At 66.8% G+C, this 23,762-nt stretch carries 27 protein-coding genes and 1 tRNA gene; 13 read left to right on the forward strand and 15 right to left on the reverse strand.

All coding sequences use genetic code 11. The annotated features are described in order from the left end of the window. Positions 1-129: 129 nt before the first annotated feature. From rpsI to SJY11_RS17250, 3 genes are all read right to left on the reverse strand, one after another. Positions 130-609: a 30S ribosomal protein S9 gene (gene rpsI / locus SJY11_RS17240; protein ID WP_326911832.1), complete on the reverse strand. Its 480-nt coding sequence runs from the start codon at positions 607-609 to the stop codon at positions 130-132. Between the two features lie 2 nt (positions 610-611). Further along, positions 612-1,073, reverse strand: a complete 462-nt coding sequence (gene rplM / locus SJY11_RS17245; protein ID WP_054207811.1) for a 50S ribosomal protein L13 — start codon at positions 1,071-1,073, stop codon at positions 612-614. Between the two features lie 257 nt (positions 1,074-1,330). Further along, positions 1,331-1,774 carry a PaaI family thioesterase gene (locus SJY11_RS17250; RefSeq protein WP_376987994.1) on the reverse strand — a complete coding sequence of 148 codons (444 nt, stop codon included), beginning with the start codon at positions 1,772-1,774 and terminating at the stop codon, positions 1,331-1,333. A 118-nt stretch (positions 1,775-1,892) separates the two neighbouring features. On the opposite strand from SJY11_RS17250, the gene SJY11_RS17255 reads away from it, so the two are divergent. From SJY11_RS17255 to SJY11_RS17265, 3 genes are all read left to right on the forward strand, one after another. After that, positions 1,893-2,705 (forward strand): enoyl-CoA hydratase, encoded by an 813-nt coding sequence (locus SJY11_RS17255; protein WP_376987995.1) that lies wholly within the window; start codon positions 1,893-1,895, stop codon positions 2,703-2,705. Between the two features lie 179 nt (positions 2,706-2,884). After that, a complete protein-coding gene (locus SJY11_RS17260) occupies positions 2,885-3,415 on the forward strand; it encodes a CoA-binding protein (RefSeq protein ID WP_376987996.1) in 531 nt (176 codons plus the stop codon). Between the two features lie 91 nt (positions 3,416-3,506). Further along, positions 3,507-4,784 (forward strand): O-acetylhomoserine aminocarboxypropyltransferase, encoded by a 1,278-nt coding sequence (locus tag SJY11_RS17265; RefSeq protein ID WP_376987998.1) that lies wholly within the window; start codon positions 3,507-3,509, stop codon positions 4,782-4,784. 155 nt (positions 4,785-4,939) lie between these two features. Here the strand turns inward: SJY11_RS17265 and SJY11_RS17270 are convergent, their stop codons facing one another. Next, the gene (locus SJY11_RS17270) at positions 4,940-6,007 is read right to left on the reverse strand and encodes a COX15/CtaA family protein (protein ID WP_376987999.1); all 1,068 of its coding nucleotides are present in this window, start codon (positions 6,005-6,007) and stop codon (positions 4,940-4,942) included. Between the two features lie 139 nt (positions 6,008-6,146). Here SJY11_RS17270 and SJY11_RS17275 point away from each other — a divergent pair, with 139 nt between their 5' ends. Beyond that, positions 6,147-6,356 (forward strand): DUF2842 domain-containing protein, encoded by a 210-nt coding sequence (locus SJY11_RS17275; protein WP_069054812.1) that lies wholly within the window; start codon positions 6,147-6,149, stop codon positions 6,354-6,356. Between the two features lie 93 nt (positions 6,357-6,449). Here SJY11_RS17275 and SJY11_RS17280 read toward each other — a convergent pair whose 3' ends face one another. Next, a complete protein-coding gene (locus SJY11_RS17280) occupies positions 6,450-7,502 on the reverse strand; it encodes a polysaccharide deacetylase family protein (RefSeq protein ID WP_376988000.1) in 1,053 nt (350 codons plus the stop codon). A 144-nt stretch (positions 7,503-7,646) separates the two neighbouring features. On the opposite strand from SJY11_RS17280, the gene SJY11_RS17285 reads away from it, so the two are divergent. Then, entirely contained in the window at positions 7,647-8,897 is a 1,251-nt protein-coding gene (locus SJY11_RS17285) for a GNAT family N-acetyltransferase (protein WP_376988001.1), read from the forward strand. Positions 8,898-8,903: 6 nt separating this feature from the next. Here SJY11_RS17285 and SJY11_RS17290 read toward each other — a convergent pair whose 3' ends face one another. Next, positions 8,904-11,084 (reverse strand): GumC family protein, encoded by a 2,181-nt coding sequence (locus tag SJY11_RS17290; protein ID WP_376988002.1) that lies wholly within the window; start codon positions 11,082-11,084, stop codon positions 8,904-8,906. 192 nt (positions 11,085-11,276) lie between these two features. Between SJY11_RS17290 and SJY11_RS17295 the strand changes: the two genes are divergently transcribed. Both SJY11_RS17295 and SJY11_RS17300 read left to right on the forward strand, forming a co-directional pair. Next, on the forward strand, positions 11,277-11,837 hold the full coding sequence (locus SJY11_RS17295; protein WP_326911823.1) for a polysaccharide biosynthesis/export family protein: 561 nt from the start codon (positions 11,277-11,279) through the stop codon (positions 11,835-11,837). A gap of 19 nt (positions 11,838-11,856) precedes the next feature. Then, the gene (locus tag SJY11_RS17300; RefSeq protein WP_376988003.1) at positions 11,857-13,014 is read left to right on the forward strand and encodes a glycosyltransferase; all 1,158 of its coding nucleotides are present in this window, start codon (positions 11,857-11,859) and stop codon (positions 13,012-13,014) included. Between the two features lie 4 nt (positions 13,015-13,018). Here SJY11_RS17300 and mdtI read toward each other — a convergent pair whose 3' ends face one another. Together mdtI and SJY11_RS17310 are read right to left on the reverse strand one after the other, a co-directional pair. Further along, positions 13,019-13,357 (reverse strand): multidrug/spermidine efflux SMR transporter subunit MdtI, encoded by a 339-nt coding sequence (gene mdtI / locus SJY11_RS17305; RefSeq protein WP_376988005.1) that lies wholly within the window; start codon positions 13,355-13,357, stop codon positions 13,019-13,021. Continuing rightward, the gene (locus SJY11_RS17310) at positions 13,354-13,710 is read right to left on the reverse strand and encodes a DMT family transporter (protein ID WP_376988006.1); all 357 of its coding nucleotides are present in this window, start codon (positions 13,708-13,710) and stop codon (positions 13,354-13,356) included. Before SJY11_RS17310 ends, mdtI begins: the two co-directional genes overlap by 4 nt. Before the next feature lie 514 nt (positions 13,711-14,224). Here SJY11_RS17310 and SJY11_RS17315 point away from each other — a divergent pair. Then, entirely contained in the window at positions 14,225-15,775 is a 1,551-nt protein-coding gene (locus SJY11_RS17315) for an undecaprenyl-phosphate glucose phosphotransferase (protein ID WP_376988007.1), read from the forward strand. Continuing rightward, positions 15,772-17,034: an O-antigen ligase family protein gene (locus tag SJY11_RS17320; protein ID WP_376988008.1), complete on the forward strand. Its 1,263-nt coding sequence runs from the start codon at positions 15,772-15,774 to the stop codon at positions 17,032-17,034. Before SJY11_RS17315 ends, SJY11_RS17320 begins: the two co-directional genes overlap by 4 nt. On the opposite strand, the gene SJY11_RS17325 is transcribed toward SJY11_RS17320, so the two are convergent. Further along, positions 17,004-17,822, reverse strand: a complete 819-nt coding sequence (locus tag SJY11_RS17325; RefSeq protein ID WP_376988009.1) for a class I SAM-dependent methyltransferase — start codon at positions 17,820-17,822, stop codon at positions 17,004-17,006. The two genes, SJY11_RS17320 and SJY11_RS17325, sit on opposite strands and share 31 nt — an antisense overlap. A gap of 208 nt (positions 17,823-18,030) precedes the next feature. On the opposite strand from SJY11_RS17325, the gene SJY11_RS17330 reads away from it, so the two are divergent. Together SJY11_RS17330 and SJY11_RS17335 are read left to right on the forward strand one after the other, a co-directional pair. Continuing rightward, positions 18,031-18,108, forward strand: a tRNA-Pro gene (locus SJY11_RS17330). Positions 18,109-18,594: 486 nt separating this feature from the next. After that, positions 18,595-19,733 (forward strand): IS3 family transposase gene (locus SJY11_RS17335; protein ID WP_376984629.1). Its coding sequence is split into 2 segments (ribosomal slippage): positions 18,595-18,853 and positions 18,853-19,733, totalling 1,140 coding nucleotides; the frame shifts between segments, so codons are not numbered across the junction. On the opposite strand, the gene SJY11_RS17340 is transcribed toward SJY11_RS17335, so the two are convergent. Continuing rightward, positions 19,699-20,340: a hypothetical protein gene (locus SJY11_RS17340; protein WP_376988010.1), complete on the reverse strand. Its 642-nt coding sequence runs from the start codon at positions 20,338-20,340 to the stop codon at positions 19,699-19,701. The genes SJY11_RS17335 and SJY11_RS17340 overlap by 35 nt on opposite strands. A 65-nt stretch (positions 20,341-20,405) precedes the next feature. On the opposite strand from SJY11_RS17340, the gene SJY11_RS17345 reads away from it, so the two are divergent. Continuing rightward, positions 20,406-20,627 carry a helix-turn-helix domain-containing protein gene (locus tag SJY11_RS17345; RefSeq protein WP_376988012.1) on the forward strand — a complete coding sequence of 74 codons (222 nt, stop codon included), beginning with the start codon at positions 20,406-20,408 and terminating at the stop codon, positions 20,625-20,627. Positions 20,628-20,828: 201 nt separating this feature from the next. Here the strand turns inward: SJY11_RS17345 and SJY11_RS17350 are convergent, their stop codons facing one another. Both SJY11_RS17350 and SJY11_RS17355 read right to left on the reverse strand, forming a co-directional pair. Beyond that, on the reverse strand, positions 20,829-21,281 hold the full coding sequence (locus SJY11_RS17350) for a hypothetical protein (protein WP_376988013.1): 453 nt from the start codon (positions 21,279-21,281) through the stop codon (positions 20,829-20,831). Positions 21,282-21,325: 44 nt separating this feature from the next. Beyond that, positions 21,326-21,580 carry a hypothetical protein gene (locus SJY11_RS17355; protein ID WP_376988014.1) on the reverse strand — a complete coding sequence of 85 codons (255 nt, stop codon included), beginning with the start codon at positions 21,578-21,580 and terminating at the stop codon, positions 21,326-21,328. A 59-nt stretch (positions 21,581-21,639) separates the two neighbouring features. Between SJY11_RS17355 and SJY11_RS17360 the strand changes: the two genes are divergently transcribed. Then, on the forward strand, positions 21,640-21,861 hold the full coding sequence (locus tag SJY11_RS17360) for a hypothetical protein (RefSeq protein WP_376988015.1): 222 nt from the start codon (positions 21,640-21,642) through the stop codon (positions 21,859-21,861). A 111-nt stretch (positions 21,862-21,972) separates the two neighbouring features. On the opposite strand, the gene SJY11_RS17365 is transcribed toward SJY11_RS17360, so the two are convergent. The 3 genes from SJY11_RS17365 to SJY11_RS17375 all read right to left on the reverse strand — a co-directional run bounded on the left by SJY11_RS17365 (position 21,973) and on the right by SJY11_RS17375 (position 23,673). After that, a protein-coding gene (locus SJY11_RS17365; protein WP_376988016.1) for an IS3 family transposase occupies positions 21,973-23,126 on the reverse strand; the annotation gives its coding sequence in 2 pieces (ribosomal slippage) (positions 21,973-22,877 and positions 22,877-23,126; 1,155 coding nt in all). Continuing rightward, positions 23,101-23,388 carry a hypothetical protein gene (locus tag SJY11_RS17370; protein ID WP_376988017.1) on the reverse strand — a complete coding sequence of 96 codons (288 nt, stop codon included), beginning with the start codon at positions 23,386-23,388 and terminating at the stop codon, positions 23,101-23,103. The genes SJY11_RS17365 and SJY11_RS17370 overlap by 26 nt, the downstream gene beginning before the upstream one ends. A gap of 66 nt (positions 23,389-23,454) precedes the next feature. Then, positions 23,455-23,673: a helix-turn-helix transcriptional regulator gene (locus SJY11_RS17375; RefSeq protein ID WP_376988018.1), complete on the reverse strand. Its 219-nt coding sequence runs from the start codon at positions 23,671-23,673 to the stop codon at positions 23,455-23,457. Between the last annotated feature and the right edge of the window lie 89 nt (positions 23,674-23,762).

A 23,762-nucleotide genomic window follows, 5' to 3' on the forward strand; every position in this document is an offset into this window, starting at 1 on the left:
ATCCAGACAAAGGCCGAGCGCACGATCCTGGATCGCTTCGCTGCGCTCGCGATGACGAAGGGACAGAGAATACGAAAAGGGCGGCTCTTGCGAGCCGCCCTTTCCACATATCGGACAGTCTGGAAACGATCAGCGCTTCGAGAACTGGAAGCTGCGGCGGGCCTTGGCCTTGCCGAACTTCTTGCGCTCGACGACGCGCGAGTCGCGGGTCAGGAAGCCTTCCTTCTTGAGCGGGCCGCGAAGCTCGGGCTCGTAGAAGGTCAGGGCCTTGGAGATGCCGTGGCGCACCGCGCCGGCCTGGCCGGAGAGACCGCCGCCCTTGACCGTGACGACGACGTCGTACTGGGTCAGGCGATCGACGAGCTGCAGCGGCTGCTGGAGGACCATGCGCAGCACGGGGCGCGCGAAGTACACTTCCTGGTCACGGGTGTTGACCGTGATCTTGCCGGTGCCGGGCTTGATCCAGACGCGGGCGATGGCGTTCTTGCGCTTGCCGGTGGCATAGGCGCGGCCCTGCGCATCGACCTTCTTGACGTGGACGGGAGCATCCGGCTGCGCGGTCTTGGCGACCTGGCCGAGCTGCTCGAGAGACTGAAGAACCTCGGCCATGGTCAGACCCTCGCATTCTTGCTGTTGAGCGCGGCGACGTCGAGCGCCTCCGGCGACTGGGCCGCATGGGGGTGCTCGGCGCCCTTGTAGACGCGCAGATTGCCGAGGATCTGGCGGAAGAGCGGGCCGCGGGGCAGCATGCGCTCGACGGCCTTCTCGACGATCCGCTCAGGGAAGCGACCTTCGAGAATGAACTTGGCCGAACGCTCCTTGATGCCGCCGGCATAGCCGGTGTGGTGGTAATACACCTTCTGGTCGCGCTTGCGGCCAGTCAGGACCACCTTGTCGGCGTTGATGACGATGATGTTGTCGCCGCAGTCGACATGGGGGGTGTAGGCCGCCTTGTGCTTGCCGCGCAGACGCAACGCCACAACCGCGGCGAGACGACCCACGACGAGCCCGGAGGCGTCGATCACAACCCACTTCTTTTCGACATCGGCGGGCTTGAGCGAGATGGTCTTCATCGCGGGCACCCTTCGGAGCGTTGAAAAAAGGACAAGCCGCCGGAGGACCGGCGGCGATGTGAGCGGGGGATAGGGGCTGGCGGGAGCTGTGTCAAGCGCTACTGAGCGCACGAGATCCCGAAAAACGCATTGTTTTCAGAGTAATGCCGAAAACGGTATCAAGATACCGCAGTCGAGGCTCGTCATGCTTTGGCTCGACCCGAGCATCTCAGGCCAGAGATTCTCGGGTCAGGCCCGAGAATGACGCCGCGCTGACCTCAGCGCTCCACCGGAATCGAATAGGTTCCCGTCGCATGGGCGACCATCTCGCTCTCGCCCTGCGAATAGAGCGAGACCTCGCCGACCGCCAGCCGCTTGCCGAGCTTGAGCAGCCGCGCCTCCCCGATCAGTGCGGCGGGCGCCGGCTTGCGCAGGAAGTTGAAGGACAGGCTCGTGGTGACGGCGAGCGCGACCGGGCCGATCTGGCCGAGGATCGCGGCATAGAGCGCGAGATCGGCCAGCGCCATCATGGTCGGGCCGGAGATCGTGCCCCCGGGGCGCAGATGCTTCTCGTGGTAGTCGCAGCGCATGCGGGCGCTCATCGGCCCGACCTCCTCGACGAAATAGGTGCGCCCGCCGAGATGGAGCTGCGGGAAGACCTCGTCGAGGAAGGCCTCGAGCTGCGCGGCGTTCATGCGGGGCGTGGTGTCGCGCAGGGTCATCTCGGGCGGTCCGGCACAGGCTGCGGTGAGGCGATGCCCCTTGCAGCATGGGGGAGCGCGGCGGACAATACGGCAAAACGCACAGGCAAACGCTCACGGACACGCCGAGGTCACCGCCATGAACGCCCATGCCCGCCCCGAGGCCGCGCCCGCGCTGCGGCGCGAGGACAGCGAGGGCATCGCCGTCCTCACGCTCGACCGGCCGCAATCGCGCAACCCGCTGAGCGAGGCGATGCTGGCCGCGCTGGCCGAGAGCTTCACCACCATTGCCGCCGACCGGAGCGTCAAGGCGGTCGTGCTGGCGGCCGAAGGCCCGGTCTTCTGCGCCGGCCACGACCTCAAGGAGATGAGCGCGCACCGCACCGATCCCGATCACGGGCGGGCCTATTTCGCCGACATCCTCGGGCGCTGCTCGGGCGTGATGCAGCAGATCACCGCCCTGCCCCAGCCGGTGATCGCGGCGGTGGAGGGCACGGCGACGGCGGCCGGCTGCCAGTTGGTGGCGAGCTGCGACCTCGCCGTGGCGGGAGAGGGCGCGCGCTTCTGCACGCCGGGCGTTCATATCGGCCTGTTCTGCTCGACGCCGATGGTGGCGCTGACGCGCAACCTCGCCGCCAAACACGCCATGGAGATGCTGCTGTTGGGCGAAATGGTCCCCGCCGGCGAGGCCGCGCGGATGGGGCTGGTCAACCGCGTGGTGGCGGCCGGCAGCGCGCTGGCGGAGGCCAAGCGTCTCGCCGGCGTGATCGCCTCGAAATCCTCAGGCACGATCCGCATCGGCAAGCGCGCCTTCTACGAGCAGCGCGATATGGGCCTGGCGGCGGCCTACGACCACGCCTCGGCGGTGATGGTCGAGAACATGCTGGCGCGCGATGCCGAAGAAGGCATCGGGGCCTTCGTGGAAAAGCGTGCGCCAGTCTGGGAGGGGTAGGCGCGAGGAACCCCTCTCCTGTAAGGAGAGGGGCAGGGGTGAGGTGTCGGCCCCTGGACCAGATTTCTGCCCCAGCCCGCTATCGTTTCACTGGTTTGCCGTCCGGCCCTCACCCCTGCCCCTTTCCCACACGGGAGAGGGGTCCCCGCGCCTCTCCTTGCCGGATCAGAGCCTTTTCCATGTCCCACGACGCCTATCCCGACGCCCAGATCCGCCAGATCCTCAAGGACACCAAGCGCATTGCGCTGGTCGGCGCCTCGGCCAGCGAGGCGCGGCCCTCCTGGATCGTGACGAAATACCTGCTCGACCGCGGCTATGACGTCATCCCCGTCAATCCCGGCCTCGCCGGCCAGACGCTGCTGGGCAAGACCGTCTACGCGTCGCTGAAGGACATCCCCGGCCCGATCGACATGGTCGAGATCTTCCGCAACTCGGAAGCCGCCGGGCCGCTCACCGACGAGGCGCTGACGCTCGAGCCGCTGCCGAAGGTGATCTGGATGCAGCTCTCGGTGCGCAATGACGAGGCGGCGGCGCGTGCTGAGGCGAAGGGCCTCACCGTGATCATGAACCGCTGCCCCAAGATCGAGTACGGCCGGCTCTCGGGCGAGATCGGCTGGCAGGGCATCAACTCCCGCATCCTGTCGTCGAAGAAGCCGGTGCTCGCCGGCAAGGGCTTCCAGAAGCTGACGATCCACCGCCCGGGGACGTGAGGGTCTGCGCGCCCCGTGAATTGACGCTGCCGGGAGCGTTCGATAAAACGAACGCAATGTCTCGCATTCAGAAGATCGCAGGGAGTAGACGATGACCGACCGCGCACCCGGTTTCCATACGCTCGCCATCCATGCCGGCGCCGCGCCCGATGCGGCCACCGGCGCGCGCGCCACGCCGATCTACCAGACGACCTCCTTCGTCTTCGACGATGTCGATCATGCCGCCTCGCTGTTCGGGCTGCAGGCCTTCGGCAACATCTACACCCGCATCGGCAACCCGACCAACGCGGTTCTGGAGGAGCGCGTCGCGGCGCTCGAGGGCGGCACGGCGGCGCTCGCGGTCGCCTCGGGCCATGCGGCCGAGTTCCTCTGCTTCCACGCGCTGATGCAGCCCGGCGACGAGTTCGTGGCCGCCAAGAAGCTCTATGGCGGCTCGATCAACCAGTTCAACCACTCCTACAAGAACTTCGGCTGGAACGTGATCTGGGCCGATTCCGACGATCTGGATGCCTTCGCCGCCGCCGTGACGCCGAAGACCAAGGCGATCTTCATCGAATCCATCGCCAATCCGGGTGGCGTGATCGTCGACATCGCCGGCATTTCCAAGATCGCCCGCAAGCACAACATCCCGCTGATCGTCGACAACACCATGGCGACGCCCTATCTGATCCGCCCCTTCGAGCACGGGGCCGACATCGTGGTGCATTCGCTGACCAAGTTCCTCGGCGGGCACGGCAACTCGATCGGCGGCATCATCGTCGATGGCGGCTCGTTCAACTGGGTCGGCGACGACCGCTACCCGATGCTCTCCAAGCCGCGGCCGGAGTACAACGGCATGGTGCTCGGCGAGACCTTCGGCAATTTCGCCTTCGCCATCGCGACCCGCGTGCTCGGCCTGCGCGACATGGGCCCGGCGCTCTCGCCCTTCAACGCCTTCATGATCCTGACCGGCATCGAGACGCTGCCGCTGCGCATGCAGCGCCATTGCGAGAGCGCGCTGGCGGTTGCGACGCATCTCTCGAAGCATCCGGCGGTGGAGTGGGTCAGCTATCCCGGCCTGCCCGGCGACAGGTATCACGACCTCGCCAAGCACTATTCGCCCAAGGGCGCTGGCGCGGTCTTCACCTTCGGGCTGAAGGGCGGCTACGACGCCGGCGTCAAGCTCGTCACCGAGCTCAAGCTGTTCTCGCATCTGGCCAATATCGGCGACACGCGCTCGCTGGTCATCCACCCGGCCTCGACGACGCATCGCCAGCTCAGCGACGCGCAGAAGACGGCGTCGGGCGCCGGCCCGCAGGTGATCCGCCTGTCGATCGGGCTGGAGGACGTGCAGGATCTGATCGACGATCTGGATCAGGCGCTGGTCTAACCTGTCATTCCGGGGCGTCGCGCAGCGACGAACCCGGAACCCACGACCGGGTGCGCCCTCTTCGAGAGCGCTCCTCTGTGAGCCCCCCGCGACCGCTCACCCGGTCGTGGGTTCCGGGTTCACGCCTGCGGCGTGCCCCGGAATGACCGGGAGGCTCACCCCCGCACGGCGCCCTCGTTGCGCGTCACATGCACCACGCCCATCGCCAGCACCAGGAAGCCGAGCGCCTGGTGGGCAAGCCCGGCCCAGAGCGGCACGACCAGCAGCAGCGTGACGATGCCGAGCACGGCCTGGCTCAGCGTCAGGCCGAGGATCGCCGTGGCGCGCTTGGCCCCGCCCGAGCCCGGCGCGATCTTGCGCAGCGAGACCATGTGCCAGAGCGCCAGCGCCAGCAGCAGATAGGCGCCGAGGCGGTGGTTGAACTGCACGAGCGCGGCGTTGTCGACGAAGTTCTCCCAGAAGGCGGGCCGCACGAACAGCGTCTCGACGCCCGGCACCAGCGCGCCGTCCATCAGCGGCCAGGTGTTGTAGGTAAAGCCGGCTCGTGAGCCGGCGACGAGCCCGCCGAGCGCGATCTGCCCGAAGAGCAGCGCCAGCAGCAGCCAGGCCATCGCGCGTCCATGCCCCGGCTCGGTCCGGCGCGCCGGCGTCTTCCAGGTGGCGAAGGCCACCACCGAGGCGAAGAACAGCGCGGCGAAGGTCAGGTGCAGCGTCAGCTTGACCGGCGCGACCGCGACCATGCCGGGCTGCAGGCCCGAGGCGACCATGATCCAGCCGATCGTCCCCTGCAGGCCGAGCAGCAGCCCCATGCCGAAGAGCACCAGCGTCTGGCGCCAGGGCAGAAGGCGAAGCGCCGCGATAACGAGGAAGCCGCCGAGATAGACCAGGCCGATGAAGCGGCCGAGCTGGCGGTGGCCCCATTCCCACCAGTAGATGAACTGGAACTCGCCCAGGCTCATGCCCTGGTTCAGCAGCTGGTATTGCGGGCTGGCGCGGTACTTCGCGAATTCGCTCGCCCAGGTCTCGGCCGAGAGCGGCGGCAGGGCGCCGGTGATCGGCTTCCACTCGGTAATGGACAGGCCCGAGCCGGTGAGCCGCGTCGCACCGCCGACGACGACCATGACGAAGACGAGGGCGGCCACGGCCCAGAGCCAGCGGCGAATGCCGGCATGGCTGGTCGCTGGCGCGGTCGCAGGGAGGGCTCGGTCGAGGGCGATCGTCACGGGGCCGGGGCTTTCCGTCGCAAGGGCTGCGCTTCACAAGCGGGATGACAGGTGACAGATAGTCGGCGCGCCCGGGGCCGACAACGCCCGCATTGCCGCAGGCCGGCGCCCGCGCCGAAAGTCAGGACGAGACCACCCGATGAGACAGACCCACCGCAAGCTGATCGGCACCGTCCTCATCCTCGTCTTCGTCTGCGTCTATGCGCTGGTCGCGATGGCGCTGGCGCAGGGGCGCATCACCACGGCGCCGAAGCTCGTCCAGACGATCGCCTATATCGCGCTCGGGCTGGCCTGGGTGCTGCCGCTGCTGCCGCTGATCAAGTGGATGGAGCGGAAGGACCGAGCCTGAACAGCGACCGTCATTCTCGGGCGGAGCGCAGCGGAGACCCGAGAATCCCTTGCCGGAGATGCTCGGGTCGAGCCCGAGCATGACGCACTGACCCTACCCCACATTCACCCGCCGCCCCCGGTTCCAGAGCCAGAACGGCAGCCCCGAGAGCAGCGCCCGCACGGCCGCCTCGCTCTGGTGCAGGCCGTTGAGCGAGACGCGCGGCAAGGCGTGGAGGTGGTCGGCATGCTCAGCGAAGAGATGGCCCGGCCGCGTCGTCACCGCGCTGGCGAAGCCCGCCGCCTTCGCCAGGGCGAACTCCCGCGGGCCGGCCGAGGTGGGGTCACCGACCGGATAGGCGAAATGGCGGATGGGGAGGCTGAGCTGCGCTTCGAGCCGGCTCCTGCTCTCGGTGATCTCGGCGCGGGCGAAAGCCTCGTCATGCTTGGCCAGCATCGGATGCGTCAGCGTGTGCGCACCGATGGTCACGCCCGGCGCGCCGGCCAGCGCCCGCAGCGTCTCCCAGGGCAGGCATTCGCGTTCGACGAGGGCGGCGGGGTCGATGCCAGCCTGTGACGTCAGATCCGAAATCGCTGACAGCAGAATCGCTTCCGGCTGTTTGCGCAGACGCCAGTAGAGCACCTCGAAGGCGCGCTGCTTGTCGGTGTCGCTGTCCGTCCGTGCGGTGAAGGGGCCGTCCGGCAAGGCGAGCGAGAGCGCCGGCAGCGCGCGAAGCGCCTCCTCCAGCTCCAGCCACCAGAGCCGCGCCGTGCGGTCGGCGAAGCCCGGCGTGACGAAGAGCGTCCAGGGCGCGGCATGTTTCGCCAGCACCGGCCAGGCGTGCTCGACATTGTCGCGATAGCCGTCGTCGAAGGTCAGTGCGACGAAGAAGCGGCCCGGGCGCGGCGCCGCAAGCCGGGCGAGCGCTTCGTCCAGGGAAACCAGATCAAAGCCCTCGCCGCGGATCAGGCCGAGGGTGCGGTCGAGGAAGCCGGGCGTGATCTCGAGCAGGCCATTGGGCCGGAAGCCGCCCGCGCCTCGCGGCCGGACATGGTGCAGCGTCAGGATGACGCCGCGGCCCTGCGCGAGGCCCCTGCCCCAGCGGTCGGCGCCCGTGGCCGCGATCGCCTTGAAGACGGCGGAGAAGGCAAGGTGGCGCAGGTTCATCTGTCCGTTCCGCGGCAACCGCCCGCTAACGCTGTTGTCCGATGGCGGCGCCATCTCAGGCGATCTCGGGCGATCTTGGCCAGTCCGTTCACAATAGCGGGTTAAAGAGGCGGCATCGCCGTTGCTCCCGAGGCTTTCAGATCCATGTCAGCGCTCGTCGAACCCAGCCCCACCGCTCCGACGCAGCGCCGCACGGACGCGCCGGTCGCGCGCGCGCCGGGCACCGCGAAGATCTGGGCGAGCCTGTCGGTGGTCGAGGACATCGCCGCACTCGCGGAGGACTGGCGGGCGCTGGAAGACCGCGCCGTGATGACGCCCTATCAGGCCTATGGCTGGGTGCGGCCCTTCATCGAGACGGTCGGCGCCGCCGAGGGCATGGCCTTCCGCCATGCCGTGCTGCGCGATGCCGGCGGGGCGGCGCTGGCGATCCTGCCGCTGGTCATCACCCGCCGCAGCGGCATCCGCTTCGCCGAGTTCATCGGCGGCAAGCACGCCAACTACCATATGGGCATCTACGACCCCGCCTTCGCCGCCGGGCTCGACGCCACCGGCGCCCGGCTCATGCTGGCCGAGATCGGGGTGGCCATCGGCGGGCTCGATGCCTTCATCTTCGTCAACCAGCCGACGCAGTGGCAGGGCGTGGCGAACCCGCTGGCGCAGCTCGCCGGCGGGCCGAGCCCGAGCGGCGCCTACAAGCTCGCCCTCGTGCCTTGCGATGGCGAGGGCTCGTTGCGGCGCTCGATGAGCAGCCACGCCCACAAGAAGCTCAAGAACAAGCGCAACCGGTTCGTGACTTACGGCCCCTCCGAAATGGTGCGGGCCCGCACGCCGGCCGAGATCGCCCGCGTCATCGACGCCTTCCTGCGGCAGAAGGCGGCCCGCTTCGCGATGATGGGCATCGCCGACCCCTTCGCGCCGCCGGCCGTGCGCCGCTTCCTCGAACGCGGCGCGCAGTCGGACGGGGACCGGCCGCCGGTGCTGGAGCTCTATTCGCTCGACGTCGGCGGGCAGTCGGTCGCGACCTATGTCGGGGCGGTCCAGGGCGGGCGCTTCTCCGGCATGGCGACCTCCTTCGACATGGACAGCGAGGTGGCGAAGACGAGCCCGGGCGAGATCCTGCTCGTCGACCTGATCCGGCTGAAATCGCGCGAAGGGATCACCGTCTTCGATCTCGGCGTCGGGGAAGCCCGCTACAAGACGACCATCTGCGACGAGCGCGACGATCTCGTCGACAGCTTCCTGCCGCTGACCGCCAGGGGCCATGCCTTCGCGCTGTTCAGCCGGGCCAAGCGCGAGGCGAAGCGGCGGATCAAGGCGTCGCCTGCGGCGCTGAAACTCGCCCACCGCGTCTCGGGCTGGCTCAGCCGCGGGCGCAAGCCCGCCGCCGACGAGTAGTTTGGCTCAAAGCGGCGCGGGGTCGCGCTCGCGCAGCTCGCCCATCCGGGCGGGCTCGGGCGCGTCCAGCATCAGGGTGACCGGCGCGCGGGTCAGGTCGGACAGGCGATAGGCCGCCTCGACGGCATGGCCGTTGCCGAGCTGGCCGGCCATGACGAGCCCGCCCTGGGCGCGCTTCGCCAGGGGACCGAGGACCTGCGCCTCGTCGCTGGAGGCGGCGGCGACGAAGACCCAGTCATAGGTCTCGCAGAGCGCATCCAGCGCGACCTCGACGAGGTCCGGCGCCGCCAGGACCGCGTCGCGGCCGGCGCGCCCCGGCCCGATGCGGTGCAGCCGCGAGCCGGGCTGGCGGGTGATGATGTCGGAGAACAGCGCCTCGCCTGCCAGGAGCTCGGAGAAGCCCGGCTCGCCGCGGCCCTCATCGGCCGCAAGATCGACGATGATGCAGCGGCAGCGCTGCGACAGGAGATCCGCGAGGTCGTGCGGCGTGGTGGCGCCCTCCCCCGATCCGTCCAGGACGAGCACCATCGGCGCCATGCCGCGGACCGGCTCGTCGATGCGCTCGGCGAGATCGGCGAGCGTCTGCTCGGGATGGGCGAGGTCGAGCGTGATCTGTCCCAGCCGCCCGCCATGGGTGAGCAGGCCCGCGACCCGCTCGCGACGGGCTTCGGCCTGCGATTCCTCGCTGCGATGCGCGCCGGTGCCGGCGCCACCCACCCAGCCCGGCGTGCGCCGCGGCTGGCTCGGGGCCTGGTCGCGCTGGCCGTTCAGCAGCTCGCGCGAGACCACGGTGGCCAGCGCGGTGAGGAAGGTCGCCAGCGTCACGACCAGCACCGTCGGCAGCTTCTTCGGGAAGGAGGGCTCGGTCGGCTCGATGGCGCGCGAGATGACGCGCGCATCGGCGGGCGTGGCGTTCTGGGTGTCGCGGGCCACGGCCTCGCGATAGCGCAGCATGTACTGCTCGAGCTGCTCGCGCAGCGTCCGCGCCTCGCGCTCCAGCGCGCGCAGCTGTACCTCGCTGTCATTGCCCGAGGAGACATTCTTCTTCTGGCCGTCGAGCGCGGCGGTGAAGCTCTCGACGCGCTGGCCGGCGATCTTGGCCTCGTTCTCGAGCGTTCTGACGGTGCGCTCGGCGGCAGCCCGCAACTGGCCCTCGAGATCGGCGAGCTGGGCGTTGAGTTCCTTGATGCGCGGATGCTCGGAGAGGAGGTTGCGCGATTCGAGCGCGATCTGCGCGCGCAGATTGATGCGCTGCTCGATCAGGCGCCGCACCAGCTCGTTGTTGGCGACGTCGGGGATCTCGAAGGTGCGCCCCTGCTTGATCGCGTCGCGGATCAGGCCGGCCTTGGCCTGCGCCTCGGCCTGCTGGCTGCGGGCGGCGGAGAGCTGGGTCGAGAGATCGCCGAGCTGCTGGGCGTTGATCGTGGTGTTGTTGGCGCCGACGAGCAGCCCGTTGCGGGAGCGAAAATCCTCGACCTTGGCCTCGGCCTCGCTGACGCGCTGGCGCAGCGGCTCGATCGTGGTCGAGAGCCAGGAGGAGGCACTGCGGGCGGAATCCTGCTTGGCCGCCTCCTGCAGCTCGAGATAGGCGTTGGCGATGATGTTGGCGCCCTTGGCGGCGAGTTCGGGGTCCTGCGAGGTGAACTCGACCGCGACGATGCGCGAGCGCCCGACGGGATAGACCAGCAGCCGGTCGTAGTATTTCTCCAGCACGCGATCCTCGGGCGAGCGATCGGCCGGATGGCCGCCGAGCCCGATCAGGACGCCGACCTTGCGCAGCGCGTTGAGCGCGCCGGCGCCGGAATCGAACTCCGGATTGCCGACGAGGCCGATGCGCTTGATCGCCTCGCGCGCCAGGTCGCGCGACATGATGATCTGGACCTGGCTCTGCACGGCCTCGGAGTCGAACTGTCCGACGCTGTCGGTCGAGGACTGCCCGGGCAGCGTGAAGAAGGTGCCGCGGTTCTCCAGCAGGATGCGGGCCTCGCCGGTGTAGCGGGGCGTCACCAGATTGACGGCGACGAAGGACAGGCCCAGCGCGGCCAGCGTCGGCCCGATGATCCAGGCGCGACGGCGCTTGATCGCGGCCCAGAGCGCCGTGAGATCGAGCATGTCGCCGCGACCGTCGTCGCGTGCGGCCGGCTCGCGCAGATCATCCCTGACAAGGCTCTCGGTGTGAGCGGTCATGACCCATCCATTCACGCAAAACTCTCGCGCCCTGAACAGGACGCAGTCGCGATCAGAACCCAGTAAGGTTAGTGTCGGGTTAAGAGGCCGGCTCACGCCTGTCTCGATCCCGGCCAGACAGGATCGGGCGGAAGCTTTTCTTAACCATATCGCGCCCATGCTTCGCGCAGCTTCGCATGGGTATTGCTTGTGATGAGTCGACGTCTCGCTTCCCTCGCTCTGGCCGTCGCCATGATGGCAGGCGCCTGCGCGCCGCGCGTCGGCCCGTCCGATTACGCGCTGGCCCAGCCGAGCGGCCCCTATCGCCTCGCGACGGGCGACCGCCTGCGGATCATCGTCTTCGGGCAGGACAACCTCTCCAACATCTACGCGGTCGACGGCTCCGGCCGGATCGCGATGCCGCTGATCGACGCCGTCGAGGCGCAGGGGCGCACCACCCGCGAGCTGGAACGGGCGATCGAGGCCAAGCTGCGGGCCGGCTATCTGCGCGAGCCGAAGGTCTCGGTGGAGGTCGACACCTATCGTCCCTTCTTCGTGCTCGGCGAGGTCACCAATTCCGGCCAGTTTCCTTATGTGCCCGGCATGACCGTCCAGACCGCGGTCGCCATCGCCGGCGGCTTCACGCCGCGCGGCCAGCGCTCCTATGCCGAGGTGACGCGCCAGATCGAGGACCAGCTCGTCACCGCGAGCGTGCCGATCACCTATGCGGTCCAGCCCGGCGACACCATCGTCATCAAGGAACGCTGGTTCTGAGCCTGCGCGGAGGGGCCCGATGACGGACGCGCCGCGCCTGCGGATCCTGCATGTCTTCCGGGCGCCGCTCGGCGGGCTGTTTCGCCATGCCATCGATCTCGCCAGGGGCCAGGCCGAGCGCGGCCATGCGGTCGGCATCTTCTGCGATTCGACGACCGGCGGGCGCCGCGCCGACGAGGTCTTCGCGGAGCTCTCGGGCCAGCTTTCTCTGGGAGTCACGCGCGTGCCGATGTCGCGCTATCCGAGCGTCACCGACGCGCGCGCGCAGATCAGCGCGATGCGCCTGCGCAGCCGGCTCGATCCCGACATCGTCCACTGCCACGGCTCCAAGGGAGGGGTGTATGGCCGAGTTCCAGCGCTCTTCAGCCCCGGGCGGCGCTATGTCACGGCCTACACGCCCCATGGCGGCAGCTTCAACTACAAGCCCGGCGGCACCGAGCATAAGGTCTACATGGCCGTCGAACGGCTGCTCGAGCGCGCCACCGACATGTTCCTGTTCGAGAGCCGGTTCATCGCCGGGCGCTTCGAGGCTTATGTCGGCCATCTGCCGACGACGGACCACCGCATCGTCCTCAACGGCATTTCAGACCCCGAATTCGAGCCGATCGACCACAGCGAGGCGAGTTTCGACCTCGTCTATCTCGGCGAACTGCGCTCGGCCAAGGGCATCGACACGCTGATCGAGGCGCTGAGCCTGCTGAAGAGTCGTGACGGGATAACGCCGCGCATGCTGATCGTCGGCTCGGGGCCCGACGAGGCCGAGTTGCGCGCGCTGACCGTCGCGCGCGGGATCGCCGACCAGTGCGTCTTCGAGCCGCCGGGTCCGATCCGCAAGGCCCTGTCGCGCGCGCAGGTCATGGTCGTGCCCTCGCGCGCCGAATCCCTGCCCTATGTCGTGCTCGAGGCGGCGGCGGCAGCCCAGCCGCTCGTCTCGACCGATGTCGGCGGGATCAACGAGATCTATGGGCCGCGCCATCGCCACCGGCTGATCCAGCCGAACGATCCGCTGGTCATGGCGGACGCTATCGGCCAGGCGCTCGCGGCACCGGAGGCGGATCGTCACGCGCAGGCGAGCGATCTCGCCGCCCATGTGCGCGACACGTTCCGGCTCGCCCCGATGATCGACGGCGTCACCGCCGCCTATCGCGACGCGCTGGCAAGGCGCCGGGGCGCCTGACCGCTCAGAGCAGCTTGAGCGCGACGACGCCGACGATCACGAGCGCGATCCCCGCCCAGCCCGTGGGCCGGATGCGCTGGCCGAAGACCAGCGCACCGACGATCGCGGTGATGACCAGCCCGGCTCCACCCCAGACCGCATAGGCGACCGACAGGTCCATGCCGCGGATCGCCTGGGCGAGGGCGGCGAAGGCGCCGATCACGAGCGCGATGCCGGCCAGCCCCGGGAGGCGCCGGCGCATGCCGTCGGAGAGCTTGAGCAGGCAGGAGCCGAAAACCTCGAGCACGACCGCCAGCGCCAGCCAGGCGAGAGCGAGCGTCTGCGGCAGCAGGGCGGAGGTCATGCCGGCCTCCCCTGCGCGGTGGCGACCGGGGCGTCACCGACGCCACGCTCCAGCAGCAGGATGCCGGCCAGGATCGCGGCCAGGGCGACGATGCGCTCCGCCGTCAGATGCTCGCCGAACAGGAGATGGCCGACGAGAGCGATGCCGACGATGCCGAGCCCCTCCCAGACCGCATAGGCGACGGCGAGCGGGATGACCCGCAGCGCGATCGAGAGCAGGGCGAAGGACAGGCCGATCAGGGCCAGCGGCAGGAACGCCACGAGCCAGGGTGCGGACACGACGGATTTCAGCGCGGCCGTCGCGACGATCTCGACGGCGATGGCCGCGAGCAGGAAGAACCAATGGGAAGACATGTTGCACACGGGCGAAGCCGGCAACGGGCGCCACGGAGGCAGCGCCGGAGGGCTCAGCGAAGGTTGGGGTTTGAGGTCAGCATCCGGTCGAAAAGGGCTTTCGGAACTTCAATCCCGAAAGCAGCACGGCGACGGCGCTCCGACGGCAGGGCCGGAACTTCGATCGCGCAAACATGTGCTTCTCAGACACTCATCACCGACCGATATAGCCTCGCGATTGCTTTGCGTCAACCTCACACGTCTTTTTTCAATCCCCTCGGCCGACGGGCGACGCATGAAACACTCAATTTCGACTGAAACAATACCTTGATCGGACTGGGAAAAATCCGGTTTTCGTTGGGGGGCTGAAGGAGCCGTCGCGACAGCCGTTCGCCGCCGGTTTCGCGTCCCGCGAAACAACGATCGGTCGGATTAAGCCTTCCGTGAGCATTTTCCGGTAGGCCAGCGGCAAGATCGGCTGGCCGGCTGCGGACTATGCGACCGGCCACGCCGACCGCGACGGGGATGTGACGTCATGGGTGCCTTCGATGTCCGCGATCTGATGAAGGCGGATGCGGCCGCCTCGGCCACGCCGGAGATGTTCGGCCCGGCGCGGAGCGGGACGCGCGTGTTCCATCCGCTCGCCGAGAGGATCGCGGCGATCCCGGTCAAGCCGACGCTTTCGCCCGTGATGATCGAGGGCCTGGTGCGCCTGCTCGACGTGCTCGCCATCCTGGCGGCGGGCGGGCTGATCTACTGGCTCTATGCGGCCGGCAACACCGAGAGCACCCTGCCCTACCAGGTCACGATTCCGGCGCTCGCGATCGGCGCTCTCGCTGCCTTCCAAGCGCTGCATCTCTACCATGTCGGCGCGCTCCGGAATTTCATCGCGATGGCGGTGCGGCTCGCCAGCGGCTGGACGCTGCTGTTCCTGATCACGCTCGCCGCCTTCTTCTTCCTCAAGATCGGCGACCAGGTCTCGCGCGTCTGGCTGCTCGGCTTCTACAGCGTCGGCGCAGCCGCCCTGCTCGGCGAGCGCCTGGCGGTGACGTTTGCCGTGCGCCATCTGACGCGCTCGGGCCGGCTCGAGCGGCGTACCGCCATCGTCGGCGGCGGCGAGGGCGGCGAGGCGCTGATCAAGGCGCTGGAAGCCCAGCGCGACACGGGCTTGCGCATCTGCGGCGTCTTCGACGATCGCAACGACGACCGCTCGCCCGATCTCGTCGCCGGCTATCCCAAGCTCGGCACGATCGACGACCTCGTAGAGTTCGCGCGGCGCACCAAGCTCGACCTCGTCATCTTCACCCTGCCGATCTCGGCGGAGTCGCGCCTGCTGGCGATGCTGCGCAAGCTCTGGGTGCTGCCGATCGACATCCGCCTCTCGGCCCATATGTCGAAGCTGCGCTTCCGGCCGCGCTCCTATTCCTATTTCGGCGCGGTGCCGGTGCTCGACGTGTTCGACAGGCCGATCGCGGACTGGGACATCGTCGTCAAATGGGCCTTCGACAAGGTCGTCGGGGCGCTGGCGCTGATCGTCCTCTCGCCGGTGATGCTGGCCACCGCGATCGCGATCAAGCTCGACTCGAAGGGGCCGGTGCTGTTCCGGCAGAAGCGCTACGGCTTCAACAACGAGCAGATCGAGGTCTTCAAGTTCCGCTCGCTCTATCACGAGATGACCGACCACACCGCCGCCAGGCAGGTGACGAAGGACGATCCGCGCGTCACCCGCGTCGGCCGCTTCATCCGCAAGACCTCGCTGGACGAACTGCCCCAGCTCTTCAACGTGGTCTTCAAGGGCAATCTCTCGCTGGTCGGCCCGCGGCCGCATGCGCTGCACGCCACCGCCTCGAACCGCGCCTATGAGCAGGTGGTCGACGGCTATTTCGCCCGCCACAAGGTCAAGCCCGGCATCACCGGCTGGGCGCAGGTCAATGGCTGGCGCGGCGAGACCGATACCGAGGACAAGATCCAGCGCCGCGTCGAGCACGACCTCTACTACATCGAGAACTGGTCGGTGCTGCTCGACCTCTACATCCTGATCAAGACGCCGTTCTCGCTGATGACCAAGAGCGAGAACGCCTATTGAGCGCGCTGGCCGACAGGGGCGGTGCGGAGCCGGCGCGCCGCGGCGGCCTGCGCATCTCCTATGCCGCGCTCAAGCGCGGCGCGCTCTGGCTGCTGACCGCCTCCAGCGGGCTGGCGCTGATCGAGCCCTCGCCCTACGAAGTCGTGTTCCTGCTGGCCGTCTTCGTCTTCATGATCACCGGCATCCGCTTCTCGCAGAAGCTCCTGCCGCTGGCGCTGCTGCTGCTGCTCTACAACATCGGCGGCACCTTCTCGCTGATCCCCTGGATGGATGAATCGGCCTCGGTGCGGTTCACCGCCGTGTCGGTCTATCTGATGGTGACCGCGGTCTTCCTCGCCGCGATCATGGCCGACGACGCGCTGGGACGGCTCGAGACGCTGCGCCGGGGCTATCTCTTCGCCGCCTGGGGCGCGGGCCTCGCCGGTCTGCTGGGCTATTTCGACGTGGCGGGGCTGGGTTCGGTCTTCACGCTCTACGGCCGCGCCTCGGGCACGTTCAAGGATCCCAACGTGCTCGGCCCCTTCCTGGTGCTGCCGATCATCTATGTGCTGCAGCACATCCTGACCGGCCGGCTCGGGCTGATGCGCGGGCTCCTGCTGATGAGCGTGCCGGTGGCGGCGCTGTTCCTGACCTTCTCGCGCGGCGCCTGGGGCAATCTCGTCGCCGCCGCGCTGCTGATGATAGCGCTGACCTTCCTGACCGCCCCGAATGCGGCGCGGCGCGCGCGAGTTGTTGCGCTGACGCTAGCGGCGCTCGGCCTGCTGACGGTGGCGCTGCTCTTCGCGCTCTCCTTCGAGAACATCCGCAGCATCTTCGAGGTCCGCGCCAGCCTCGTCCAGGAGTATGACGGCGGCGTCACCGGCCGCTTCGGCAACCAGCTGCGCTCGATCCCGCTGCTGCTGGAGGAGCCGAACGGCTTCGGCCCGCTGCGCTTCCGCTGGCTCTTCCCGGAGGATCCGCACAACGTCTACATCAACGCCTTCGCCTCCTATGGCTGGCTCGGCGGCTTCTCCTGGCTGGCGCTGATGGCGGCGACCTGCCTCGTCGGCTGGCGCCTCGTCTTCCAGCGCTCGCCCTGGCAGAACCACGCGATCGTGCTGTGGTCGGTGCTGTTCGTCACAATCCTGCAGGGGCTGCAGATCGACACCGACCATTGGCGCCACATGTATCTTATGCTCGGCCTGGTCTGGGGGCTCGCCGCCCTCCCCGTCGCCCCGCAGGCGGCGCCTCAACCGCGATCCTTGCGCACGACCACATAGGCGTAGGTCGTCACGAAATCCCAGCCGATCTTCGCGGCCAGCGCGTTGAAGGCGTGGTCGGCCTGCTTCAGCCCGGGCATGCGGTCGAAATAGCCGTGGCCCCAGAAGCGCTGGATATGCACGTCCGAGAAGCCGGCGCGGGTGAGCATCGGCGTCAGCGTGGCGCGGCTGCCGCGGCACCAGTCGTAATGGGCGGGGAACTTCGGATCGCCGCCGCCGTCGCGCCGCGCCGGAAACAGCGCATGGACGATGGCGCGCGAGGCCTTCTCCGGCAGGATGTGGTTGAGCGCGAAGACCGGGGCCCAGAGCGTCGGGAAGAAGGCGAGCGCGACGCCGCCGGGCGCCAGCAAAGCGTGAATGTTGGTCCAGGCGCGCTCGACGTCGCCGACATGCTCGAAGACCATACGCGAGACCATCAGGTCGTAGCCGCCGCGCGCGATGTCGGGTTCGGAGAGATCGCCTGCAATGTCGAAACAGGCCGTCTTCAGCCCGGCCGGCGTCAGCGCCAGCTCGCCGGAATCGATGTCGTTGACGGTCAGTTCGAGGCCGCGGCGCTGCGCTTGCTCGGCGCTGAAGAGCGGATCACGCCCGCCGCCGATCTCGCAGACCCGGCGCAGACCATAGTGCCGGGCCAAGGCGAGGATGGTGGATTCGTAGTTGTCCCAGGCCCATTGCGAGTGCCAGTCCGGCGCGAGCCCGTCGAACAGGGCCGCGATCGTTGCGGGGGACTGCGCCGCCGCGCGCAGCGCGGGCCGCACCGGATTCGCCGTGACCGTCGCCAATGACATGGTTGTCTCCGCCTGCTGCCCTCCCCGTCCGCGGAAAACCATGCGCGCAGCGACGTCCTCCCGCAATCACAGCCTTAATCGAGGGTTAATGGCAAGGAGCCCGCCCTGTCCCGCCCTGGCGCAGGTCAGCCCCTCGCCGAGCGCCGGATGAAACAAGCGCGCGAAGCCGATTGCATCCGCGCGAAGCCGCCACTATAAGCCGACCCGTCGGAGCGTAGCGCAGCCCGGTTAGCGCACTTGTCTGGGGGACAAGGGGTCGGAGGTTCGAATCCTCTCGCTCCGACCATAAATTGAAGTGAAATCAGTCACTTAGAAGCGCTTCAGGACTAGTGTTCTGGAGCGCTTTTTCATTGAGGGTTCACCGGGGGGTCACATGTCGGCGCTAGCGTTCGATGGCCAGAAAGTTGATCGGCATCGAGCTCGTTCGACATTGCAGGTATCTTCGAGGCTGGCCGATCGGCCTACCCGTGGCTCATGCCGTCACCGCGCACTCAAGTTTGAGCATAACGCACTACGGTAACCGCTTGATCGCCTCCGCTGAGGCGTCGATGGCAATCTGCAAATCGATCATATCAACGTCGTAGTTGAATCGGCTTAGGTCCCGATCGTTGGACATGCCTGAACTCGGTAGGCGAAACCCTTTTGGCAGCTTAAAGATTCGGGCAACCACTTTCTCGACCCGATCCTCAGAGCTGGCTCGGGAAATCTGGACACCGGGCATAGGTGGATTTTCGGCCTGAACGCGGCATGATTGCCGTGAACAGGAGCGGATATGACGAGACGCGTTCGCCGGAACCACAGCCCGGCTTTCAAGGCGAAGGTCGCTTTGGCGGCGATCAAGGGCGAGAAGACGCTGGCCGACCTGGCGCAGCAGTTCGATGTCCACCCCAACCAGATCACGCAATGGCGCAGCCAGCTTCTTGAGGGGGCTGCCGGCGTGTTCGGGTCCGAGGCGAAGTCCGAGGCCGGTGCGCCTGCGATCGACGTGAAGACCTTGCATGCCAAGATCGGGGAGCTGGCGCTGGAGAACGATTTTTTGTCCGGCGCGCTCGGCAAGGCCGGCCTTCTGAGCGCAAAGCGATGATCGACCGCGCGCACGACCTGCCACTGAACCGGCAGGCAAAGGTGCTCGGGATCAGCCGGGGCAGCGTCTATTATCTACCCCGCGCGGTTCCTGCCGCCGACCTGGCGTTGATGCGCGCGATCGACGCGCTGCATCTGGAATATCCCTTCGCGGGCAGCCGCATGTTGCAGGGGCTGCTTGGGGCCGATGGCCATAGGGCTGGACGTCTTCACGTCGCCACGCTGATGAAGCGCATGGGGATCGAGGCGCTTTACCGCCGCCCGAATACCTCGAAGCCGGCGCCGGGGCACAAGATCTTCCCCTACCTGCTGCGCAAGCTGCCGGTGACGCGGCCCAATCAGGTCTGGGCGATGGACATCACCTACATCCCGATGGCGCGGGGCTTCGTCTATCTCACGGCCGTCGTCGACTGGTTCAGCCGCAAGGTTCTGGCCTGGCGGCTCTCGATCACCATGGACGTCGCCTTCTGCATCGAGGCCGTCGAGGAGGCGATGGCGCGCTTCGGCAAGCCGGAGATCTTCAATACCGACCAGGGCTCGCAGTTCACCAGCCGCGAGTTCACCGCCCTGCTGATCGGCGCGGGCATCAGGATCAGCATGGACGGCAAGGGCGCCTGGCGCGACAACGTCTTTGTCGAGCGCATCTGGAAATCGGTCAAATACGAGGAGGTCTATCTGCGCGCCTACGCCAGCGTGTCCGACGCGCGCGCCTCGATCGGCCGTTATCTCGCTTTCTACAACGGCCGGAGACCTCACCAGAGCCTGGGACGGCAGACGCCCGATCAGGCCTACTTCAACGCGCTGCAGCCAATCCCGGTTGCGGCATAGCCAGGGCCGAAATCCACTTAGCGACAGCCCGCAAACTGTTCAGACAAACCGAGCCAGCTCTCTCTGGAATGCCGCTTGCAGCCATTGACGCATATAAGTCGCGAATTTTCAGTTCGCGCTCAGAAAGTAAGCGAGAGGCAACGCGCAAAAATGTCGCCATTGGCTGGCTACACTTTGGGGTCACGTCGCTGAGAAGGTGAGCAAGGCTGCTTTCGTCACGTGGCCGAGATGACTCGTCTCCCCTGCGCAGATCGATTTCGATGCTATCGATTTTGGTTTTAGCGGCGACGCGATCGGCGACGGTCAGAATGAGCGGTTTCCAGTCTGAAGGGTTGCCGTTTCGACTTCTGGTTTGGAGCGTTAGCTTCAATCCTATGCAACCGCCCCAAAGCCTGGACGCCTCGGCCGTCGTAGCGAATGGCAATGCGGTCTGCGCCACAACCGGGCTCGCAATCAGCCAAGATCCAGCGAGCACAACGACCTGAAGAATCATCAATATGGCTCCCGCGCGCTCTCCGTGCACCGCGAAGCCGGGCGGCATCGGCGCACGGCCGTTTAACTCCTCCAGCATATATCTGAATTCTCGATTATCTGAAAAGCCGATCATTCGGATTCCGCATATTTGCGGAACGCCGGATGCCAAGAGACCTCAGCTCCCCTCGCTATCGCCGCATGCGTGCTTTTCTCGTCGAGGCACGTAAGAGCCAACGCCTGTCACAAGCCGAGGTCGCACGCCGGCTGCAGCGGCCGCAATCGTACATTGCCGATATTGAGAGGCGGGAACGCCGTATCGACGTTATCGAGTTCCTGGCTCTCGCCGATGCGCTCGATTTCGATCCAGCGGCCGTCCTGTCGATCGTACGCGCAATTCGCGATGACGACCTCGCTACGTGAAATAATCGACCGTCGCCTCATCGGGTCGATACTGCAGCGTTTACCTCCCCTCAGCCGCAGGCGAAGCTCCACGATGTTGGGCTTGGATAGCTGGACTACGATTGGGGTACGGCAGGGCTCAACGCCGGCGACATTGTCGATCCACCTGGCGCGTTGCAGGGTCAACGCCCCGGCTGCGCCCGACACCCAAGCCATTGCCAATCAAGTATCATCGTCGATCGAAGCCACGAGTTCCTCCCCAATCAGTTCGCAGAAGTGCTTCAGGGCGCCCTTCAGGGTGAAGAAGGTGAATTCGCTGCGATGAAAGAAAGCGCCGTCGTGGATCGACACATGGGCGACGGCCCAGTCCTTGATGTTGTCGTCGGCGAAGCGTGTGAGAACGACTAGCGCATCGTCATTGAGGTGATGGTCAACGACCAAGCTGGTAGAATACTGGTTGTGCGCAAAGACGCTGCCGAAGGAGAGCCTCGAGGCATAGAGGAGAAGCGCGTCGTCGGTGAACTCATCGGGGCAGGCAGGAAATTCGGTCGGCACTTTCCAGCGGACTTGAACGGCGAGCGGGGTCAGAGACGGGTATCGTGGGCCTTGCTCGTCACACATTCTCAATCCTTCCGGCCGGAGCGTCGCGAGGATCAACTTCCCGAAGAATTGCAAGAGGGTAAAGAGCTCCTCCGGCGGACAGCGCCCGCCGTGTCGCACTAGATTGCCCTAATCTCCTCTTCAAACGCCTCGGGAATTTCGCCATGGCGCGCCAGCACCTCGAGTGCGCTTACCTCCCCCGTCTCGTCATCGGCCGTGACATGAATGACGGCCAAGCCCTCCGCCGTACGGCCCAGGCGCTCGCCATCTCGCAGGGCGTGATGCTTCGTCTTCGATAAGACGCGGACCCCAGGCACGAGCCGCTTCCGATGCGTCTTGAAGGGCTGGATAAAGAACGTCTCGACACTGGCCACGGCTTGACTCCCCCTGCGTTGATGTTCTCATTACGTTCACATTTTGGAGAACGCAATCCATGTCTGCCCAGGTCGCTCGATCGCCCATTCCACCGGTGACGGAAGAGGAGATTGACGAGGTCCTGGCGGAGTTCGGAGGCGATGCTCGGGAGGCGATCCGCGCGCTGCTTCATGATCAGGCCGCGCTGGTGGCGGATGCCGAGCAAGCTGTCTCGCGCGGTTTTCTCCGGGGCCTGTTCTCGGAGGGCGCGCGCCGACTGGCGGCGGAAGACGAGGCGTGACTGATCGTCCGCCACAGACGCCCTCAGAGGTATTGAAGATGGTCTGGTCCTGGCTGTCGCTCGCCTGCGATGAATGCAGCGTGGCCTGCTGCCGGTTTTGTGGACACGCAGTTAAGCTAATCCCACGTTCCGCTCGAACTCAACCGGGCTGAGATAGCCGATGGTTGAGTGCCTGCGGATGGTGTTGTAGAACCTCTCGACGTAGTCGAACACATCTGCCCTGGCCGCGTCGCGCGTGCGGTAGATCTGGCCCCTGATCCGCTCGGTTTTCAGCGAGGAGAAGAAGCTCTCCATCGCGGCGTTGTCCCAGACGTTGCCGGATCGGCTCATCGAGCAGGTGACCCCGTTTTCGGCCAGCAGTTCCTGGAAGTGCTGGCTGGTGTATTGGCTGCCCTGATCCGAGTGGTGCAGCAGGGCGTCGGGCTTGCCACGGCGCCAGATCGCCATGATGAGCGCATCTGTCACGAGCGCGGCCGTCATTTCGGCCTTCATCGACCAGCCGACGACGCGCCGCGAGAACAGGTCGATCACGACAGCGACGTAGAGCCAGCCCTCGGCCGTCGAGACATAGGTGAAGTCGGCGATCCAACGCTGATTCGGCCGCATCGCCGTGAACTGGCGATCGAGAACATTGGGCGCGATAGCCGAGATCGGCCGCTCGCCGCAATCTTTTGGAAGGCCTCGCCGGCGGGGACGTGCCCGCAAGGCTTGAGCGCGCATCAGTCGTTCGATCCTGTGCAAACCGCAGGAGACGCCCTCCGCCAAGACATCGCGCCAGACCCGACGAGCGCCATAGGTTCGGTCGCTGGCCTTGAAGCTCGCGCGGACCTTGGCGCCAACCACCTCGTCGTCCACGGAGCGCTGGCTCGGCGAGCGCGTCAGCCAGGCATGGAATCCGGAGCGGGAGACATCCAGCGCGTCGCAAAGCCATGCCACCGGCCAGATCGAACGGTGCCTCGCGATGAAAGCAAATCTCATATCGCTTCCCTCGCGAAGTAGGCTGCGGCCTTTTTTAGGATGTCGCGCTCCGCCTTGAGCTTGGTCACCTCACGCCGTAGCCGCTCGATCTCGAGCTGCTCGGGCTTCAACTGACCAGGTCCGGGAAAGGCCTGCGCCGGATCGGCGGCAAATTCCTTCACCCATTTGCGCAGCTGGTTCTCGTGGACCTCCAGATCCCGAGCCGCCTGCGCGACGCTCACACCGCGATCCTTGATCAGGCGAACCGCCTCGATCTTGAACTCACGCCCAAATCGTCTTCGCTGCATCTGCCACCTCCGGCTTCATGAAACACCCAATCTCGGTGTCCACGAAACCGGCAGCAGGCCAATCGCTCATCCCGGTTTCGACGCTGAACCAAGCGTTGCCAGCTCGCGTGTCGAATGTTTCCCTACCGACCACCACCGGCAGCACACCGATTAGCGCGGTTGCGCGAGCCTTACCTTGAACCGCGCGATAGGCATGCCGGCGCCATCGGACCAGCGGATTTGCGTCATGGCCATCTCGCGATGGCACTTTCGGATCGGTCATCGTGTTACCGTCGGTGTGGGATGCGGGCGGCGGGAGCAACAGCCCCCGCCAGCGAGCGCGGCAGTGCTAGGCCGCGACCGACTTCACATCCGTCGTCGAGGTCACTCGCGACTCTTCCCAGGCGGCGATGGTGGATTCACGCCAGGCAATGCGCCGCGGCCCGATCTTGACGGGGGCCGGGAACCATCCTTCCCGCACGCCCCGCTCGATCGAGCTGAGGGAAAGCGGGATGCGGGCCTTCAAATCAGGCTTCAACAGCCAGCGGTCGGTGTGGTTAGAAGTCATCGGGTCGCTCCTTTAGTGGGTGGGACCCGTACTAAGTATCTGTAGTTGCCCGCAAAATCAGTCAGATGAATGGGCGTTTTTTTGGGCTG

It is taken from the genome of Allobosea sp. R86505, from assembly GCF_042466375.1.
In the GTDB taxonomy this organism is placed as follows: Bacteria; Pseudomonadota; Alphaproteobacteria; order Rhizobiales; family Beijerinckiaceae; genus Allobosea.

Excerpts from the sequence above, each read along its gene's own strand:
- SJY11_RS17260 (WP_376987996.1), top strand. The coding sequence starts at position 2,885 with ATGTCCCACGACGCCTATCCCGACGCCCAGATCCGCCAGATCCTCAAG.
- SJY11_RS17310 (WP_376988006.1), bottom strand. The coding sequence starts at position 13,710 with ATGTCTTCCCATTGGTTCTTCCTGCTCGCGGCCATCGCCGTCGAGATC.
- SJY11_RS17295 (WP_326911823.1), top strand. The coding sequence starts at position 11,277 with ATGAGTCGACGTCTCGCTTCCCTCGCTCTGGCCGTCGCCATGATGGCA.
- SJY11_RS17250 (WP_376987994.1), bottom strand. The coding sequence starts at position 1,774 with ATGACCCTGCGCGACACCACGCCCCGCATGAACGCCGCGCAGCTCGAG.
- rplM (WP_054207811.1), bottom strand. The coding sequence starts at position 1,073 with ATGAAGACCATCTCGCTCAAGCCCGCCGATGTCGAAAAGAAGTGGGTT.
- SJY11_RS17300 (WP_376988003.1), top strand. The coding sequence starts at position 11,857 with ATGACGGACGCGCCGCGCCTGCGGATCCTGCATGTCTTCCGGGCGCCG.
- SJY11_RS17375 (WP_376988018.1), bottom strand. The coding sequence starts at position 23,673 with ATGACTTCTAACCACACCGACCGCTGGCTGTTGAAGCCTGATTTGAAG.
- mdtI (WP_376988005.1), bottom strand. The coding sequence starts at position 13,357 with ATGACCTCCGCCCTGCTGCCGCAGACGCTCGCTCTCGCCTGGCTGGCG.
- SJY11_RS17290 (WP_376988002.1), bottom strand. The coding sequence starts at position 11,084 with ATGACCGCTCACACCGAGAGCCTTGTCAGGGATGATCTGCGCGAGCCG.
- SJY11_RS17315 (WP_376988007.1), top strand. The coding sequence starts at position 14,225 with ATGGGTGCCTTCGATGTCCGCGATCTGATGAAGGCGGATGCGGCCGCC.
- SJY11_RS17340 (WP_376988010.1), bottom strand. The coding sequence starts at position 20,340 with ATGATCGGCTTTTCAGATAATCGAGAATTCAGATATATGCTGGAGGAG.
- SJY11_RS17280 (WP_376988000.1), bottom strand. The coding sequence starts at position 7,502 with ATGAACCTGCGCCACCTTGCCTTCTCCGCCGTCTTCAAGGCGATCGCG.
- rpsI (WP_326911832.1), bottom strand. The coding sequence starts at position 609 with ATGGCCGAGGTTCTTCAGTCTCTCGAGCAGCTCGGCCAGGTCGCCAAG.
- SJY11_RS17265 (WP_376987998.1), top strand. The coding sequence starts at position 3,507 with ATGACCGACCGCGCACCCGGTTTCCATACGCTCGCCATCCATGCCGGC.
- SJY11_RS17370 (WP_376988017.1), bottom strand. The coding sequence starts at position 23,388 with ATGACCGATCCGAAAGTGCCATCGCGAGATGGCCATGACGCAAATCCG.
- SJY11_RS17285 (WP_376988001.1), top strand. The coding sequence starts at position 7,647 with ATGTCAGCGCTCGTCGAACCCAGCCCCACCGCTCCGACGCAGCGCCGC.
- SJY11_RS17345 (WP_376988012.1), top strand. The coding sequence starts at position 20,406 with ATGCGTGCTTTTCTCGTCGAGGCACGTAAGAGCCAACGCCTGTCACAA.
- SJY11_RS17275 (WP_069054812.1), top strand. The coding sequence starts at position 6,147 with ATGAGACAGACCCACCGCAAGCTGATCGGCACCGTCCTCATCCTCGTC.
- SJY11_RS17255 (WP_376987995.1), top strand. The coding sequence starts at position 1,893 with ATGAACGCCCATGCCCGCCCCGAGGCCGCGCCCGCGCTGCGGCGCGAG.
- SJY11_RS17325 (WP_376988009.1), bottom strand. The coding sequence starts at position 17,822 with ATGTCATTGGCGACGGTCACGGCGAATCCGGTGCGGCCCGCGCTGCGC.
- SJY11_RS17360 (WP_376988015.1), top strand. The coding sequence starts at position 21,640 with ATGTCTGCCCAGGTCGCTCGATCGCCCATTCCACCGGTGACGGAAGAG.